This window comes from Mesorhizobium sp. WSM4816 (assembly GCF_055811535.1).
Genome location: NZ_JBVVQR010000007.1, coordinates 1 through 15,902, shown reverse-complemented (window position 1 = coordinate 15,902; position 15,902 = coordinate 1). Strand labels below are relative to the sequence as shown.

Sequence of the window (15,902 nt, the reverse complement as noted above, 5' to 3'; positions counted from 1 at the left end):
GCGGTTTGGCGGATTGGTTGCAATGTGCAGCCGGATGCAGAGAGCTTGGGCCAGATAGCGCAGCTAGGTCGTCAGCGGCTGGAATCGTCCCGGCGGAGAGGCGGCCAGTTCCGACCAGTCGATTTCCTCCTCCAGGCGATGATACGCTTCGTCGCCGATCGTCCCGTCGATACGCAATTGCTCCAGCGCGTCACGCTGGCTCTTGATGGCATAGAGGCGCAACCTGTCGTACTCGGTCGCTGCCTGGGCGTCCTCCGGGTTTTCAGCGATCGCGCGCTGCGCCGTAAATTGCTCGCGGACCACGGCCGCGGCATTCGATGTCTTGCCGCTCAACACGTCCAGCGCGGCCTGCATGATGGCGACGCGCGCCTGCGCGACTTCGCGGTCGACAATTTCATCCGGATCGAGACGAAGCAAGCGCAGCAGCGGCTTCAGGCTGATGCCTTGCAGCACCAATGTGCCGAGGACGACCGAGAAAGCGGCGAGCACGATCGGGTCGCGGCCCGGAAAGTCGGCCGGCAAGGCAAAAGCTGCCGCAAGGGTGACCAGACCGCGCATGCCGCACCAGCCGATCAGCACGCCGCCGCGAAACGACGGGGCTTCGGCCTGCCGATCCGCGTCACCGAAGCTGGCAAGCCACCTCATGATCGCGCCGCATCCCAGCACCCAGACGAGACGCGAGACGATGACGACAGCCAGCACGGCTGCGGCGAAGACGAACGCTTCGACCTGCCCCTGCTCGGCAAGCCGGCCGACGATCAACCGTGCCTGAAGTCCCATCAGGACGAATGCCAGCACGTTGAGCACGAAGACCGCTGTCTCCCAGACCGAGTAGGAACTGACGCGATTTCTGGCCGGCATGCGGCGCGGCGCGGTGCGCGCGATGGTCATGGCATAGACCACGATTGTTATAATGGCGGACAGCCCGATCCTGTCGGCCAGGATCCAGACGCCGAATGTTCCGGCAAATTGCACCACCGTGCCGCTTGCCGGATCTCTGATCCGACTGAGGGTGACGAGAGACAACTGGCCGAGCACATAACCAGCGGCAAGGCTGCCGACCGTCGACAGCAAGATCATTGGAACAGCGCTGCTCAGCAGGATGGAGCCGGCAGCGGCCGAAACCGCCATGCGGTAGATCAGGAGTGCCGTGGCGTCGTTGAGCAGGCTTTCGCCTTGCAGGATCGCGGTGACGCGGTGCGGCACCTTGAACTGTCCAAGCACGGCAGACGCCGCGACGGCATCGGGCGGCGCCACGATCGCGCCAAGGGCAATAGCCGCAGCGATCGGCAAGCCTGCCATTGTCCATCCGACGAGCGCCACGGTCGCAGTGGTGAAAACGACGGCGCCAAGCGCCAGCAGGATGAGCGGCAGTCTGTAGCGATTGAGATCGCGCAGCGACGTGTCGTAGGCCGCGTCGAGAAGCACCGGCGCGATGAACAAGGCAAGCGCCAGTTCGGGATCGATCTCGATGGTCGGCGCAAACGGCAGGAAGGCGATGCCTGCGCCTGCCAGCGCCAGCAACGACGGATAAGGAAGCTGGAGACGCCGCGACAACGCCGTCAGCGCGACAGCGATCAGCAGAAGAACAAGGGTCAGCTCGAAAAGCGCCATGCCTTATCGTAGCGGCGAAGCCGGGCGATTGGCAGGCAAAAAACGGCGACGGCTTTGGCTGGTGAATGGTGAATGGTGAATGGTGAATGGTGAATGGTGAATGGTGAATGGTGAATGGTGAATGGTCGCTTGCAGAGAAATCTCGGCGCGTAAAGCGCCTTCTTGCTATTCACTATTCACTATTCACCATTCACTCCGCCCCTAATGCAGCACAAGCATGTCGCCCGACGAAAACGAAATCTCGGCCTTCTCGCCGACAGCGGGCGGCGGCGAGGCCGGGCTGTTGAACGTGTCGAGCGACACCGTGCTGCCGCCGATGCCGACGCGAACCCGGATGACCGAGCCAAGGAAGTGCACTTCGGTGATCTCGCCCGAAAGACTGGAGTCGCGGCCGGGATGGCGGCCGAGCGAAATCGCCTCGGGCCGCAGCGCCAACGACAGCGTGTCGCCGGACTTGGAGCCGTTGAGCTTTCCCTGCAGCAAGACCTCTTGCGAATTGACGCGCACCTTGCCCGAGGCTGCATCGGTGACGGTGCCTTCGAGCACGTTCAGCGTGCCGACGAAATTGGCGACGAACTTGGTTGCCGGCCGGTTGTAGATCTCGAATGGCGTGCCGACCTGCTCGGCCTTGCCGCCATACATGACGGCGATGCGGTCGGAGATCGACAGCGCCTCTTCCTGGTCGTGGGTGACGAAGACGGTGGTGATGCCGAGCTTCTTCTGGATCGAGCGGATTTCCTCGCGCAGCGACACGCGCACCTTGGCGTCGAGCGCCGACAGCGGTTCGTCGAGCAGCAGTAGCTTCGGCTTTGGCGCAATCGCCCGCGCCAGCGCGATGCGCTGCTGCTGGCCGCCGGAGAGCTGATAAGGATAGCGGTCGCCCATCTGAGGCAGCTTGATGAGGTCGAGCATCTCGGCAACGCGCCTGTCGGCATCGGCCTTTGGCATGCCCGCGACCTTCAGCCCAAAACCGATGTTCTGCGCCACCGTCAGGTTCGGAAACAGCGCATAGGCCTGGAACACCATGCCGACATTGCGCTGGTTGGGTTTGAGCCGGGTAATGTCCTTGCCGGCGACAACGATCTTGCCGGCGCTCGGCTCCTCGAAGCCGGCGACCATGCGCAGCACCGTCGTCTTGCCGCAGCCCGACGGCCCGAGGAAGGAGACGAATTCGCCCGGCTCGACGTCGAGGTTGAAATCCTGGACGACGGTGGTAGCGCCGAAGGCTTTTCGAACCTGCTGGATGGAGAGGAATGGCTCGGCCATGGCTTTTCTTTCGGTCAGTACTTTTTCGATCAGTTTGGCCGGTTCGCCGATCGCGGCGCAAAACGCGACAGGATCTGGATCAGCGACATGCAGCCCCAGGTGATGGCGAACGAAATGAGCGCCAGTGCCGATGGCTCATAGGCGCTGTTGGCGCCGATGTTCTGCAGATAGGGGCCGAACGCCGGGCGATTCAGCAGCGACGCCATAGTGAACTCGCCGATGACGATGGCAAAACTCAGGAACGCGCCGGACAACACGGCGATCAGCACGTTCGGCAGGATGATGCGGGCGATGATGGTGGTCCAGCCGGCGCCGAGGATTTGTGCGGCTTCGGTGAGCGTTCTGACGTCGATGGTCCTGAGACCGGTATCCACCGCCCGGTACATATAAGGCAGCGCCAGCACTGCATAGCCGATGACCAGCAGAGCATCGGCGCCGCGTGCTGTCGCCAGAAAAGGCAACGTCGAATTCGAACCGAACATCCTGATGTAGCCGAAGACGATGACGATGGCGGGGATAACCAGCGGCAGCAGGGTGATGAACTCTACGACCGGCCGCAGATGCGGTAGCCGCAGCCGTATCCAGTAAGCCGTCGGTACGACGAGGAGCACGCCCAAAAGGATGGTGAAGATCGCCACCACGACGGAATAGGTAAATGTCGCCTGGAAATTTGGATCTCCGAACACCGAGCGGTAGGCGTCAAACGAGTATTCGCCTCGCCGCTTACGCAAGGAGAATTCAAAGGTCGCCAACAGCGGCAGGATAAAATAGGTGGTTCCCACGCCAAAAACCAGCCAGGCCCAAAAACGGCTGCCTTGCTTCATTTCAGCCACCGTTCGGCTCGCCGTTGGAACAAAATGTAGAAGAGATTGGCCAGGCCGGTGATGACGATCATGCCGAATGCAAGGGCATAGCCTAGATTCGGATTGTAAAGCACGTCGCCGCGAATCTGCGCGAACAGCTGGATGGGCACGATGTTGAGTGACGGCCCCGTCAGTGCATAGGCCGTTGCGACCGCGCCGAACGCGTTGGCAAAAAGCAGGACCGTGGTGCCGAGAAAACTCGGCCATAACACCGGGATCACCACCATGCGCCAATATTGCCAATTGGTTGCGCCGAGCGTGGCGGCAGCTTCGCCCCATTCCTTCTTCAGCCCATCGACCGCCGGCGTGATGATGACGATCATCAATGGAATCTGGAAATAGAGGTAGGTGAGGATCAGGCCCCAAAACGAAAAGATACTGAAGCCGAGCGCATAGATGTTGATGCCGAAAATGTCTCGCAACAGGATCGTCGCCACGCCGAGCCGACCCAGCGTCGCGATGAACGAGAATGCCAGCGGCACGCCGGCGAAATTCGAGGCGACGCCCGAGAAGGTCAAGGTCGCCGAGCGCAGCCACGACGGCAGGCCGCCGCGAATCACTGCCACGGCCATCGCCAGGCCAATCAGGGCGCCAAGCACCGCAGAAACAAAGCTGATCTGAATGGAGACCCAATAGGCGGCTGCGAGCTTGGGTTGCGACAACGCTATGATGTTGTCGAGCGTATAGTCGCCGGCTGCATTTTTGAACGCGCCGGCGATCAGCCCTACCGTGGGCAAGATCAGAAAGAGCAGCGCGAAAACGAAGAACGGCGCTACGCCCAACCAATGCAGTGGCAGCCGAAGGCGGCTGATCTCCGGCGCGCCAGGGCTGACGCGGGCTGTCTGGGATAGTGTGGAGTCTGCCATGGACTTCCCGAACTTGGCATAGGGCGCCGGCCGGCGAACCGGCCCGGCGCCCTATGGAACTATTTCACGACGGCGCCAACGATGGCATCCCAGTTCGTGCTGATTTCCTTCTTGGCGGCGTTCTGCTCCTCCAGGGTTGGGAAGATCGCCTTTTCGTAGTTCTCGGCGGCCGGCAGCTTGTCCAGCATCTCCTTCGGGATCACGCCCTTCTTGGCAAGGTCGTTGAAGCGGATCGGGTGGCAGTAGCCCTTCAGCCAGCCGAGCTGGCCTTCGTCCGAGTAGAGATACTCCATCCACAGCTTGGCGGCGTTCGGATGCGGCGCATAGGCGCTGATCGCCTGCACGTAGACGCCAGCCACCACCGCGCTCTTTGGCACGACGATTTCGATTTCCGGATTGCCGGCCATCTTGTCGCGCATGGCGAGCAGGTTGTAGTCCCAGTTCATCACGATCGGTGTCGTGCCCTGGGCGACAGCTGCCGCTTCACCGTCGACCGGCACGAAGTTGCCGGCATCGTTGAGCTGCTTGAAGAACTGCAGACCCTTGGCGGCGGCATCCTGGCCGCCGGTACCGCCAGCCGCGAGGCCCGAAGCGTAAACCGACATGACCGCGTTGTTGGACGAGCGCGGGTCACCGGCGAGCGCCACCGAATTGGCATACTCCGGCTTCATCAGGTCAGCCCAGTCCTGTGGCGCGTTCTGCACGACGGCCTTGTTCACGCCGAAGGCGAGCACGCCGTAGTAGTCGCCATACCAATAGCCATCGGCATCCTTGGCGCTGTCAGGGATCGTATCCCAGGTCGACACCTTGTAGGGTTGGACCAGGCCGTCTGCTTTGGCCGACGGGCCAAAAGACAGGCCGACGTCGATGACATCAGGCGCCTGTGGGCCCTTATTGTCCTTGTTGGCCTTGATCGCCTCGATCTCGTCGCCGGAGCCGGCATCGGGATTGAGCTCGTTGACGGTGATTTCCGGATATTTCGCCTTGAAGCCGGCGATGACGTCGCCATAGCCGCACCAGCTGTGCGGCAGTGCGATGGTGGTGAGCTGGCCTTCCGCCTTGGCGGCGGCGATCAGTTCATCCATGGACTGCGCCGACGAGATGGCAGAGGTCGCCATCAGGGCGACGGCCGTAAGGGAAAGTACTTTTCCCGTGAATTTGAACATGTGTTCTCTCCGTTGAACTGACGCCGTTGGACGCCTGCGATGCGGTATCGTTTTCGTGTGACAGCCCGATGAATGCTTTGTGAAAGCGATGCCCTGCAGTACGAAAAAGTAAACTCTTTTTAACCGGCTGTAGCAATCGCTTCGCGACTATTTTTCCGGCTAACGAATTTCGGTCTTACCTTTCATCTTTCCCCCTTTCTTTGCCCTTAATTTCCCGGATCAGTTTCCGGCGCGAATACTGTGTCAGGCGGTGCCGGCAATGGCGTTTTCGAGCAGCGTCAGCGCCGCCTTCCTGGTCAGCTTGACCGGGTTGCCGCCGGCGGTCGGATCGACCACCGCCATATCGGCGATCAGGCCCTTGCGCTTCTTGTCCATGTCGAGCCCCTGGATCAGGCCCGGCAGCGCGTGCGGCACCTTCAACTCCTTGCGCAGCTTGATGACGGCCTTGGCGAAGCCGTCGAAGCCGCCCTTGATGCCGCAATAAGCCGCGAGCCGGGCGATGCGCGCCTCGATGGCGTCGCGGTTGAAGGCCAGCACATAAGGCATGAACACGGCGTTGGTCATGCCGTGATGGGTGTCGTAGAGCGCGCCGATCGGATGCGACAGCGAGTGAATGGCGCCCAGCCCTTTCTGGAAGGCGGCGGCGCCCATCGCGGCCGCGCTCATCATGTGGGCGCGGGCGACGAGATCCTTGCCGTTGGTATAGGCCTTCGGCAGGTTCTCGAAGACGAGCCGCACGCCTTCGACGGCGATGCCGTCGGCCATCGGATGATAGCCCGGCGCGCAATAAGCCTCGAGGCAATGGGCGAGCGCATCCATGCCGGTGCCGGCGGTGATGAAGCCGGGCATGCCGACCGACAGTTCCGGATCGGCGATGACGATGGCCGGCAAAAGTTTCGGATGGAAGATCACCTTCTTGGTGTGGGTCGCTTCATTGGTGATGACGCCGGCGCGGCCGACTTCCGAGCCGGTGCCGGCCGTGGTCGGCACGGCGATGATCGGTGCGATCGCGTCGGCGTTGGCGCGCGTCCACCAGTCGCCGATATCCTCGAAGTCCCAGACCGGCCGCGTCTGGCCGGCCTGGAAGGCGATCAGCTTGCCGAGGTCGAGCGCCGAGCCGCCGCCGAAGGCGATGACGCCGTCATGCTTGCCCTTCTTGAACACCGCAATGCCGGCGGTCAGGTTGGAGTCCACCGGGTTCGGCTTGACCTCGGAAAATACGCCATAGGGTACCTTGGCATCGTCGAGGATCTTCAACGTCGAAGCGACGACCGGAAGTTTGGCCAGCCCCGGATCGGTGACGAACAGCGGCCGCTTGATGCCGGTGGCTTCAAGCACATCAGGCAATTCCTTGATGCGCCCCGCGCCGAAGCGCACGGTTGTCGGATAGTTCCATTTGGAAATCAATTTTGTCATTTCTGTCTTTCAAAAATATCAGATGGCTTCACGCAGATGATATGACTTCGGCCTCGTCAGATTGTCGTAGCCGATGGCCGACAGCGCCGCGCCCTTGCCGGTGTCCTTGACGCCGGTCCAGACCAGCGCCGGATCGAGATAGTCGCAGCGGTTCATGAACACGGTGCCGGTCTCGACGCGATCACCGATCGCCGCCGCATGGTCGGTGTCGCGCGTCCAGATCGAGGCCGTCAGCCCGTAGGGGCTGTCGTTCATCAGCGCGATCGCCTCCTCGTCGTTGCGCACCTTCATGATGCCGACGATCGGCCCAAAGCTCTCCTCGCGCATGACACTCATCTGGTGATCGACCCCGGTCAGCACTTCAGGCGCCAGATAGGGCGAGCCTTGCTCGTCATTGGCCAGCTTCATGTTGATGTGCGCCCTGGCACCCTTGCGCAGCGCCTCGGCCTTCTGCTCGCGGATCAGGTCGGCAAAGCGCGCCTGTGCCATCGGCCCCATCGTCGTCGCCTGGTCGAGCGGGTTGCCGACGACGTAGTTCCTGGTTTCGGCGATGAAGCCTTCGACGAACTCGTCATAGACCTTCTCGTGGATATAGACGCGCTCGATGCCACAGCAGCACTGGCCGGAATTGTAGAAGGCGCCGTCGACCAGGTTGGCGACGGCGTGGTCCATCTTGGCATCGGCCAGGACGTAGGCCGGATCCTTGCCGCCGAGTTCAAGGCCGAGCGTCATGAAGGTGCCCGCTGCGGCCTTTTCGATGGCGCGGCCGCCGGCGACCGAGCCGGTGAAATTGACATGGTCGATCTTGCCCGAGCCGAGCAGTTTTGCGGTCTGCGCATGGTTCATGACGAGGTTCTGGAACAGACCCTTGGGCAGGCCTGCCTTGTCGAACGCCTGTTGAAAACGTTCGCCGACCAACAGCGTCTGCGCCGCATGCTTGAGGATGACGGCGCTGCCGGCCATCAGCGCCGGCACGATGGTGTTGACGGCGGTGAGATAGGGATAGTTCCACGGCGCGATCACCAGGACCACGCCGAGCGGCACCTTCTTCACATAGCGGCGAAACCCATCCTTGGGCTTGGAGGCCATCACCGGCTTGAGTGCCGCTTCCGCAATCTCGACCATGTAGCTGGTGCGTTCCCTGACGCCGCCGAACTCGCCGCCATAGCGCACCGGGCGGCCCATCTGCCAGGCGATCTCCGGCACGATCTCGTCGGTCATGGCGACCAGCGCTTCCAGCATGGCGAGCATGTACTTGCCGCGCTCGACGATCGGCGTCTCAGCCCATTTCTCCTGCGCCGCCTTGGCACGCTCGACCGCCGCATTGATCGCCTGGTCCGTGGCGATGGGCCGTTCGGCATAGATCGAATCGTCGACGGGAGATTTTATCTTGACCGTTTCGGTCATTCCTTGGGTCCTCGCAATTTACGACAATCTCGGTTTTGAGCCGCCCGCCCGTCCGGCAGCAAAGCTGAACGGCGACGCTGGCGTAGTTTAGTACCGCTCAAACCCCCTGTGCAGCTCCCAGTCGGTAATGCGGCGGTCGTATTCGAACTGCTCCCAGTGCGCCGTATGGACATAATGCTCGAGCACGCCGTCGCCGAGCGCCTGCTTCAACATCTCCGATTTTGCCAGCGTCTCGGTGGCATCACGCAGGGTCTTCGGAATTTCCGGCAGCTGCGAGGCTTGATAGGCATCGCCGACGAAGGGTTTTTGCAGTTCAAGCTTTTCGTCGATGCCGGCAAGGCCGGCCGCGATCAGCGCGGCGAAGGCGAGATAGGGGTTGAGGTCGGCGCCGCCGATGCGGCATTCCATGCGGATGCCCTTGGTGCCCTCGCCGCACAGGCGGAAACCGGCGGTGCGGTTGTCCTCGCTCCACATGATCTTGGTCGGCGCGAAGGTGCCGGCCTGGAAGCGCTTGTAGGAGTTGACGTAGGGCGCCAAGAACCAGGTGAATTCCCTGGCATATTTGAGCTGGCCCGCCGCCCATTGCTGGCCGAGCGTCGACAGCGTCCATTCGGCCTTTCTGTCGTAAAAAAGCGGCGTCTCGCCGTCGGCGCTCCACAGCGAATTGTGGATATGGCTGGAATTGCCGGCCAGCCCGTAATTGTACTTGGCCATGAACGAGACCGCCTTGCCTTCAGACTCGGCGATTTCCTTGGCGCCGTTCTTCAGGATGACGTGGCGGTCGGCCATCTCGAGCGCCTCGGCATAGCGGACATTGATTTCTTCCTGGCCCGGACCCCACTCGCCCTTGGAGTTCTCGATCGGAATGCCGGCTGCCTGCATCTCGTTGCGCAGCCGGCGCATGACGCCTTCTTCCTTGGTGGTGATGCCGATCTGGTAGTCGCCGATATAGGGCGAGGCTGTGTCGAGGCCCTGCCAGTGCTTCTTGCGGGCGGAATCGTAGGTTTCGCTGAACAGATAGAATTCGAGCTCGGAGGCGAAATAGCCGAGATAGCCGCGTTCGCTCAGCCGCTTGACCTGCTTCTTCAGGATGGCGCGCGGCGAATGCGGCAAGTCGTCATGGGTGTGATGGTCGAGCACGTCGCAGATCACCAGCGCCGTCTTTTCCAGCCATGGAATGCGCCGCAGCGTCGACAGATCCGGCTTCATGACGAAGTCGCCATAGCCTTTCGACCAGCTCGCCGCCTTGTAGCCGGGCACCGGTTCCATATCGATGTCGGCGGCCAGGAGATAGTTGCAGCCATGCGTCTCGTCATGGGCGGAATCGACGAAATACTGTGCCAGGAACCGCTTTCCCGCCAGCCGCCCCTGCATGTCGACAATGCACGCCAGCACCGTATCGACCTCACCGCTGGAGACCGCCTTTTTCAACTGATCGAACGAGAAATTTCCGGCCATTCTTGCAAGCTCCGCCGCCTTTGTGGCGCTTCGAGAGTTCAACTCTGGACCCGGCCGCAGGAAGCGGCCGGGTGTTTCTTGAGGTCCGAGGCAGGGTTAGGCTTTCTGCGCGTGCTCCAGCGCGAACTCTTCTTCCGGCGACAGGATCAGCTTGTGACGGCCGACCAGCCCGAAATAGACGATCGCGATGGCGAACCACAGCGCCACCCAGACCACGCCCTTGGTGAAGTTCGCGTCCTGAATCTGGTAGAGCAGGGTGACCACGCCGATGATGATCGTCAGCACGGCGCCCGGGACGCCGAGCGGGCTGCGATAGGGACGTTCCATGTTCGGCTGGTTCTGGCGCAGCAGGATGAAGGACACCGCCTGCAGGATGTAGGAGAACATCGCGCCGAACACCGCCATATTCAGCAACACCGAGCCGATGAGCGAACCGGCCGTAGCGCCGCCAAGCGCGAACCACATGATCAGCATGATGCCGAAGCCGACGATGGCGCCCGCAAACATCGCCACATACGGCGTCTTATACGATTTGTGGGTGACCGACAGCGCCGACGGGAAATAGCCGGCGCGGCTCAGCGAATAGACCTGGCGGCCCATGGCGAAGATGATGGTGTGGAAGCTTGCGATCAATCCAATCAGCGCGATGACGCCAAGCAGCACTGCGCCCGAGTCGCCATAAATCGCCCGGAACCCGTCAAGCAGAGGCTCGCCGGAAGTCGCGAGCTTGAACGAACCAACGCCGACGACCGACGGGTTGAGCAGCACGATCATGAAGGCCGAGACCATCAGCGTCAGCATGCCGGCGATAATACCGCGCGGCATGTCGCGCTTGGGATCGACCGATTCTTCCGCCGCCAGCGGAAGCTGCTCGATCGCCAGGAACAGCCAAACCGCAAAGGGCAACGTTGCCAGCACGCCCGAGAAACCGAACGGGAACATCGAGCCATTGCCTTCGGGAAGCTCCATCGCCGCTCCGTCCGGACCGACGCCGATGTTCAACGCCCAGCGCGAAAAGTCCATGCTCGGGATAGCGCTGATCCAGAAGACAATCAGCACGGCCAGCGACAGCAGCGTGACGATCAGCGTGACGCGGAAGGACAGCGCGACGCCGAAAATATTCAACGCCAGGAACAGCCCATAGGTCACCAGCCACCAGAGTGGTGGCCAGACGCTGGAGTCGGGAAAGGCGACCGACCAGATGCCTCCCATATAGGAGCCGATGAAGAAGGCGATGACGGCGGGCGTCACCACATACTCGACGTTTTCGCAAAGCCCGGTGATGAAGCCGCCCCACGGCCCCATCGCCGTCCGGGCGAAGGAGTAGGCAGCGCCGGTGTGCGGCAAAGCCGGGCTCATCTCGGCGATCGAGAAGACGAGGCCGACATACATGATGGCGATGATGATGCCGGCCACCAGCATGCCGCCCCAGCCGCCTGTCCCGAATCCGAAATTCCAGCCCGAAAAATGCCCTGATATGACGGCGCCGACGCCGAGCGCCCACAGATGCCAGACATTGGCGTGACGCACCAGTTGCCGGTCCTCGAAATAAGATTTGTCGCGCTTCGCGTATGCGACGCTGCCAACTTGCTTCGTATTACCGCCTGCCATTTGAAAGTCCCCTTCTTCTTGTCAGTTGACCGGTTCCACCGGATGGCCGAGCCCGCGCCGGCCAGATCCCTGGGATCCGGATGACGGCTCGAGATCGGAAAAAATCCCCGTGAGCAGATCCGCCCATTTTCGCTGCCCGGCTTCGTCGGATATTTCGTCGTTGCGGATTTCGATCATCGCGCAGGGTAGCTCCCGCGGGCGCGCGTGCCGTTCCAGCGTGAAATAGACACGGTCGGCCGGCGAATAGGGTTCGTTGATGCCGACCGTGACGCCGGCGAGCCGCTGCAGCGCGGCGACGAGCGGCGCTGCCAGCCGACGATCCTCGTCATGGATGACGCCGATGTGCCAGGGCCGGCTCTTGCCGTTGTAGACCGGGTTGAAGGAATGGATTGAAACCAGCCGCGTCTCGAGCCCGCGCGCCAGCCTTGTGTCGACGATGTCAGCGACCGCATCGTGAAAAGGTTGCCAGGACAGGGCGATGCGCGCGGCGCGCTGCTTTTGCGACAGGCCGGCATTGCCCGGAATGGTTGTGGTCTCGCTGACCGGCGGCACCAGATCGGGTGCGTCGAGCGGGCGGTTGCAGTCGATGACAAGCCGCGAAATGCGGGTCTCGACCAGCGTCGCGTCAAGCGCCGCGGCCATGCGGCGGGCCACCGGCAGCGCGCCGGGATCCCAGGCGATGTGGCGGGAAAGCTCTTCGGCAGCAAGGCCGAGCGTTCCGAATTCCGGCGGCAGGAAATTGGAGGCGTGGTCGCAGGTCAGCACGAAAGGGCTCGATCCGCCGGGGTTCGTCACCCCTACGGTTTCAGGCGATGCAAGGCTGGCGGGCCGTGCTGTCTCCATTATCCTGTCGTCCCCGGGGAGCGCTGTATCGTATGTTACGTATTTTGCCTCATTGCGTCCCTGTGGATGATTTCATACAGTTTGTCCGGCTTTGTCAAACGCGATTTCGGGTCAAATGCGATTCGGCAAAACGGCCGGGCATGGGGAAAAGATGATTTCGAGCATTGCCGAACTGATCTCGGACCGCATCGGCACGATGCCGGCGGGCGAGCGCCGCGCAGCGCAGACGCTGATCGCCAGCTATCCGCTGATCGGCCTGAAGACGGTCGCCGAATTCTCAGCTGCCGCTGGCGTCTCCTCGCCGACGATCCTGCGTTTCGTCGCCCGCCTCGGCTTCCAGAACTACCCGGAATTCCAGTCGGCGCTGCAGGACGAACTGGCGGCGCAACTGCAGTCGCCGGCATCGCGCACTCTCAACCCGCCATCGCCGAACGGCGGCGCGGTGTCGCCGATGCTGGAGGCGACGCTCGACAACATGCGCGAAACGTTCAGGCACCTGTCCGACAAGCAGCTTGCCGACATCGTCGCAAAGCTTGCCGACCGACGCGGCAAAACCTTCCTGATCGGCGGCCGCTTCACCGATCCGCTGGCGCGCTACATGGCCGCCCACCTCGCCATCATCCAGCCCAACGTCTTTCACCTCGCCGGACAGGAAAGCGTCTGGCGCGATCGGCTGATCGACATGGGCAAGCGCGACGTGCTGGTGATCTTCGACATCAGGCGCTACCAGGACAGCCTGGTCCGCTTCGCCGAGACGGCACACCAGCGCGGCGTGCAGATCGTGCTGTTCACCGACCAGTGGCTGTCGCCAATCGCCCGCTTTGCCCGCCATGTCATCGCCGGGCGCACCGCCGTGCCCTCGGCCTGGGATTCTTCGGCGGCCCTTTTCGTCGTGGCCGAAACCCTGATCGGCGCCGTCACCCGGCAGCTCGAGGCCGACGGCGCCAAACGAATCCGCGAGTTGGAAAGCCTGCGGTAGAGGCGCGGGCTGAACAGACGAACCCGACCAGCAGCAAAAAGTATTTTCAAGCAGTTTTTCAGCTACCCTCAGAATCACTTTTCGCGAGATACGCATTTCACGCATCATTTTTCATAAGTTAGAATCATTTTTCAGGGATTTTGGCGGATCGTACCAAAATCCGAACCCGAGGTACGGTTTTCATGGCTGCTCCGCAGGAGCATCAATTTTCAGGGCCGGTGAACGTTTTTCAGGAACTGCGCCTTCCTGAAACCGCGACTCTTGCCGGCTACAGCGCGCTGATCGGGGCCTATGGGCTTGCCGTGCCTCTGCCGCGGACCCTCTCCGCCACCGGCGAGCATAACCGCATCACCGAGCGGGACGGCTGGCGCATCATGGCGCCCCGGCATGCGCCGCATTCAACCCTTGAAGGCCACCTGACCTTCGCTCTCCAATACGAAGGACTGGACCTGGCAATCCTCAAGCGGCTGTTTCTGGCGACCGGAACCGCACCGATTGAAGCGCTTGTTCGCAAAAGCCCGACCGGCAGCTACGCCCGCCGGATCTGGTTTTTCTATGAGTGGCTGACGGACACGCGCCTCGATCTCCCCGACGCGACCGCCGGACGCTATGTTCCTGTTGTCGACCCCGAACTGCAATGGGCGGCGCAGGGCAAGACCGCTCCGCGCTACCGCGTGAAGGACAACCTGCCCGGCACGCCGTATTTCTGCCCGCTCGTGTTCCGCACCAAAGCCCTTGAAGAATTCATCGGCCTCGACCTGCCTCGGCGTGCTCAGGCGATCGTCGCGAACGTGCCGCGCGACCTGCTTGCTCGGACGGCCGCTTTCCTTCTGCTCAAGGACTCGCGATCAAGCTATGCGATAGAGGGCGAGCGTCCGCCGCAGGACCGCATCCAGCGCTGGGGCCGCGCCATCGGCGAGGCCGGTCGTCAGCCGCTTGACCGCGATGAACTGCTGCGCCTGCAAAGGATCGTGCTCGGCGATGCCCGCTTCGTGAAGCTCGGCTTCCGGCAGGAGGGCGGCTTCGTCGGCGGGCATGACCGCGACAACCGCATGCCGCTGCCCGATCACATCAGCGCCCGGCCCGAGGACCTGGAATCGTTGATCGACGGCATGGTCGCGTTCGACCGCGGCCCCGCCCAAAGCCTCGATGCGGTCATCGTCGCGGCGATCCTCGCATTCGGATTCGTCTACATCCACCCGTTCGCAGATGGAAACGGCCGCATTCACCGCTACCTGATCCATCATGTCCTTGCCGCGCGCGGCTTCAACCCGCGAGGAGTAGTGTCCCCTGTTTCGGCCGCGATACTGGAGAAAATCGACGAGTACCGGGGCGTGCTTGAGAGTTATTCGCAGCGCCTGCTGCCGCTGATCGAATGGCAGCCGACGCCGCAATTCAATGTCCGCGTCCTGAACGACACTGGGGATTTCTACCGCTTCTTCGACGCGACGCCCCACGCCGAATTTCTCTACGCCTGCGTCCGGCGGACGATAGAAAAGGATATTCCCGACGAGACCGCCTTCCTGCGCCGCTACGATCAGTTCCGGCAGCAGGTCGATGCCTTCATCGACATGCCCGAGCGTCTAACCGATCTGCTCCTTCTTCCTTCATCAGGACGGCGGCCGCCTTTCGAACCGCGCCCGTGAAAGGGAATTCGCCGCGCTAACGGATGACGAGGCGGAGCGGATCGAGGCGATCTACCACCAAACCTTCGTACCCGGCCTGCAGGCATGATTGTTCCATTGGTAACATCTATCGCGGCGCTTTCGTCACTTCCGGCAATCGAACCGCTCCGTTGGCGACCTGAACTCGACCGCCTGATCGCTTCCGCGCCGGAGAAGGCGTGCGCGCCAGGCTGCAAACGCAAAACGGCCCGCGTGATGCGGGCCGTTTTTGTTTGGTTGCGGGGACAGGATTTGAACCTGTGACCTTCAGGTTATGAGCCTGACGAGCTACCGGGCTGCTCCACCCCGCGTCAACTTTTCAAGCAAGTCAGCGCTTTACTTAGGTACAAGCTTTCGCCAACTGAAAGGGCCGCTTGCGCGGCCCGGGTTCCCGATTGGCGGGCCTGTTTTGTAAGGAGAAGACTGGATTTTTGCAACGTGCGTTTTGCAGACCTGGCAGCGACCTACTCTCCCGCGTCTTGAGACGAAGTACCATCAGCGCTGGAGCGTTTCACGGCCGAGTTCGGAATGGGATCGGGTGCAGCCGCTCCGCCATAACCACCAGGTCGGCAAAGCGCACGTTGCTCGAGAAGCTGTTTTCTGTGCCAAGACGACGTTTCTGCAGGTTGCTTCGGGCATAAGCCCGCAAGCGCGACTGCGCGTCGCCGGTTTTCCGGCGCCCTCGCGGAGCATAGGCCCGTAAGGGCCGCTCATGCGTGAGCGCTGGTAAGACCATCTGACTTTGTCAG

The 15,902-nt window shown here is 62.2% G+C and carries 12 protein-coding genes, 1 tRNA gene and 1 rRNA gene; 2 read left to right on the top strand and 12 right to left on the bottom strand.

Going from position 1 to position 15,902, the window contains the following annotated elements; translation table 11 throughout:
* Window positions 1-63: 63 nt before the first annotated feature.
* From AC0L3H_RS10755 to AC0L3H_RS10710, 10 genes are all read right to left on the bottom strand, one after another.
* On the bottom strand, window positions 64-1,614 hold the full coding sequence (locus AC0L3H_RS10755; RefSeq protein ID WP_473585423.1) for a cation:proton antiporter: 1,551 nt from the start codon (window positions 1,612-1,614) through the stop codon (window positions 64-66).
* Window positions 1,615-1,815: 201 nt separating this feature from the next.
* A complete protein-coding gene (locus AC0L3H_RS10750; RefSeq protein ID WP_473585422.1) occupies window positions 1,816-2,880 on the bottom strand; it encodes an ABC transporter ATP-binding protein in 1,065 nt (354 codons plus the stop codon).
* Window positions 2,881-2,909: 29 nt separating this feature from the next.
* Window positions 2,910-3,704, bottom strand: a complete 795-nt coding sequence (locus AC0L3H_RS10745) for an ABC transporter permease (RefSeq protein WP_473522085.1) — start codon at window positions 3,702-3,704, stop codon at window positions 2,910-2,912.
* Window positions 3,701-4,609: an ABC transporter permease gene (locus tag AC0L3H_RS10740; RefSeq protein WP_473585421.1), complete on the bottom strand. Its 909-nt coding sequence runs from the start codon at window positions 4,607-4,609 to the stop codon at window positions 3,701-3,703. The genes AC0L3H_RS10745 and AC0L3H_RS10740 overlap by 4 nt, the downstream gene beginning before the upstream one ends.
* A 59-nt stretch (window positions 4,610-4,668) precedes the next feature.
* A complete protein-coding gene (locus AC0L3H_RS10735) occupies window positions 4,669-5,775 on the bottom strand; it encodes an ABC transporter substrate-binding protein (protein WP_473508092.1) in 1,107 nt (368 codons plus the stop codon).
* Window positions 5,776-6,018: 243 nt separating this feature from the next.
* On the bottom strand, window positions 6,019-7,191 hold the full coding sequence (locus tag AC0L3H_RS10730) for an iron-containing alcohol dehydrogenase (protein WP_473585420.1): 1,173 nt from the start codon (window positions 7,189-7,191) through the stop codon (window positions 6,019-6,021).
* Between the two features lie 18 nt (window positions 7,192-7,209).
* The gene (locus tag AC0L3H_RS10725; RefSeq protein WP_473585419.1) at window positions 7,210-8,598 is read right to left on the bottom strand and encodes an aldehyde dehydrogenase family protein; all 1,389 of its coding nucleotides are present in this window, start codon (window positions 8,596-8,598) and stop codon (window positions 7,210-7,212) included.
* An 87-nt stretch (window positions 8,599-8,685) separates the two neighbouring features.
* Window positions 8,686-10,056 carry a glutamine synthetase family protein gene (locus AC0L3H_RS10720; protein WP_473491144.1) on the bottom strand — a complete coding sequence of 457 codons (1,371 nt, stop codon included), beginning with the start codon at window positions 10,054-10,056 and terminating at the stop codon, window positions 8,686-8,688.
* Between the two features lie 96 nt (window positions 10,057-10,152).
* A complete protein-coding gene (locus AC0L3H_RS10715) occupies window positions 10,153-11,667 on the bottom strand; it encodes an amino acid permease (protein ID WP_128173805.1) in 1,515 nt (504 codons plus the stop codon).
* 21 nt (window positions 11,668-11,688) lie between these two features.
* The gene (locus AC0L3H_RS10710) at window positions 11,689-12,510 is read right to left on the bottom strand and encodes an N-formylglutamate amidohydrolase (RefSeq protein ID WP_473585418.1); all 822 of its coding nucleotides are present in this window, start codon (window positions 12,508-12,510) and stop codon (window positions 11,689-11,691) included.
* Window positions 12,511-12,661: 151 nt separating this feature from the next.
* On the opposite strand from AC0L3H_RS10710, the gene AC0L3H_RS10705 reads away from it, so the two are divergent.
* The gene (locus tag AC0L3H_RS10705; protein ID WP_023798113.1) at window positions 12,662-13,489 is read left to right on the top strand and encodes a MurR/RpiR family transcriptional regulator; all 828 of its coding nucleotides are present in this window, start codon (window positions 12,662-12,664) and stop codon (window positions 13,487-13,489) included.
* 182 nt (window positions 13,490-13,671) lie between these two features.
* Entirely contained in the window at window positions 13,672-15,135 is a 1,464-nt protein-coding gene (locus AC0L3H_RS10700; protein WP_473585417.1) for a Fic family protein, read from the top strand.
* Between the two features lie 252 nt (window positions 15,136-15,387).
* Here the strand turns inward: AC0L3H_RS10700 and AC0L3H_RS10695 are convergent.
* Window positions 15,388-15,464 (bottom strand) — tRNA-Met (locus tag AC0L3H_RS10695).
* A 140-nt stretch (window positions 15,465-15,604) separates the two neighbouring features.
* Window positions 15,605-15,719 (bottom strand): 5S ribosomal RNA (gene rrf, locus AC0L3H_RS10690).
* Window positions 15,720-15,902 lie beyond the last annotated feature (183 nt).

Excerpts from the sequence above, each read along its gene's own strand:
- AC0L3H_RS10755 (WP_473585423.1), bottom strand. The coding sequence starts at position 1,614 with ATGGCGCTTTTCGAGCTGACCCTTGTTCTTCTGCTGATCGCTGTCGCG.
- AC0L3H_RS10750 (WP_473585422.1), bottom strand. The coding sequence starts at position 2,880 with ATGGCCGAGCCATTCCTCTCCATCCAGCAGGTTCGAAAAGCCTTCGGC.
- AC0L3H_RS10745 (WP_473522085.1), bottom strand. The coding sequence starts at position 3,704 with ATGAAGCAAGGCAGCCGTTTTTGGGCCTGGCTGGTTTTTGGCGTGGGA.
- AC0L3H_RS10740 (WP_473585421.1), bottom strand. The coding sequence starts at position 4,609 with ATGGCAGACTCCACACTATCCCAGACAGCCCGCGTCAGCCCTGGCGCG.
- AC0L3H_RS10735 (WP_473508092.1), bottom strand. The coding sequence starts at position 5,775 with ATGTTCAAATTCACGGGAAAAGTACTTTCCCTTACGGCCGTCGCCCTG.
- AC0L3H_RS10730 (WP_473585420.1), bottom strand. The coding sequence starts at position 7,191 with ATGACAAAATTGATTTCCAAATGGAACTATCCGACAACCGTGCGCTTC.
- AC0L3H_RS10725 (WP_473585419.1), bottom strand. The coding sequence starts at position 8,598 with ATGACCGAAACGGTCAAGATAAAATCTCCCGTCGACGATTCGATCTAT.
- AC0L3H_RS10720 (WP_473491144.1), bottom strand. The coding sequence starts at position 10,056 with ATGGCCGGAAATTTCTCGTTCGATCAGTTGAAAAAGGCGGTCTCCAGC.
- AC0L3H_RS10715 (WP_128173805.1), bottom strand. The coding sequence starts at position 11,667 with ATGGCAGGCGGTAATACGAAGCAAGTTGGCAGCGTCGCATACGCGAAG.
- AC0L3H_RS10710 (WP_473585418.1), bottom strand. The coding sequence starts at position 12,510 with ATGGAGACAGCACGGCCCGCCAGCCTTGCATCGCCTGAAACCGTAGGG.
- AC0L3H_RS10705 (WP_023798113.1), top strand. The coding sequence starts at position 12,662 with ATGATTTCGAGCATTGCCGAACTGATCTCGGACCGCATCGGCACGATG.
- AC0L3H_RS10700 (WP_473585417.1), top strand. The coding sequence starts at position 13,672 with ATGGCTGCTCCGCAGGAGCATCAATTTTCAGGGCCGGTGAACGTTTTT.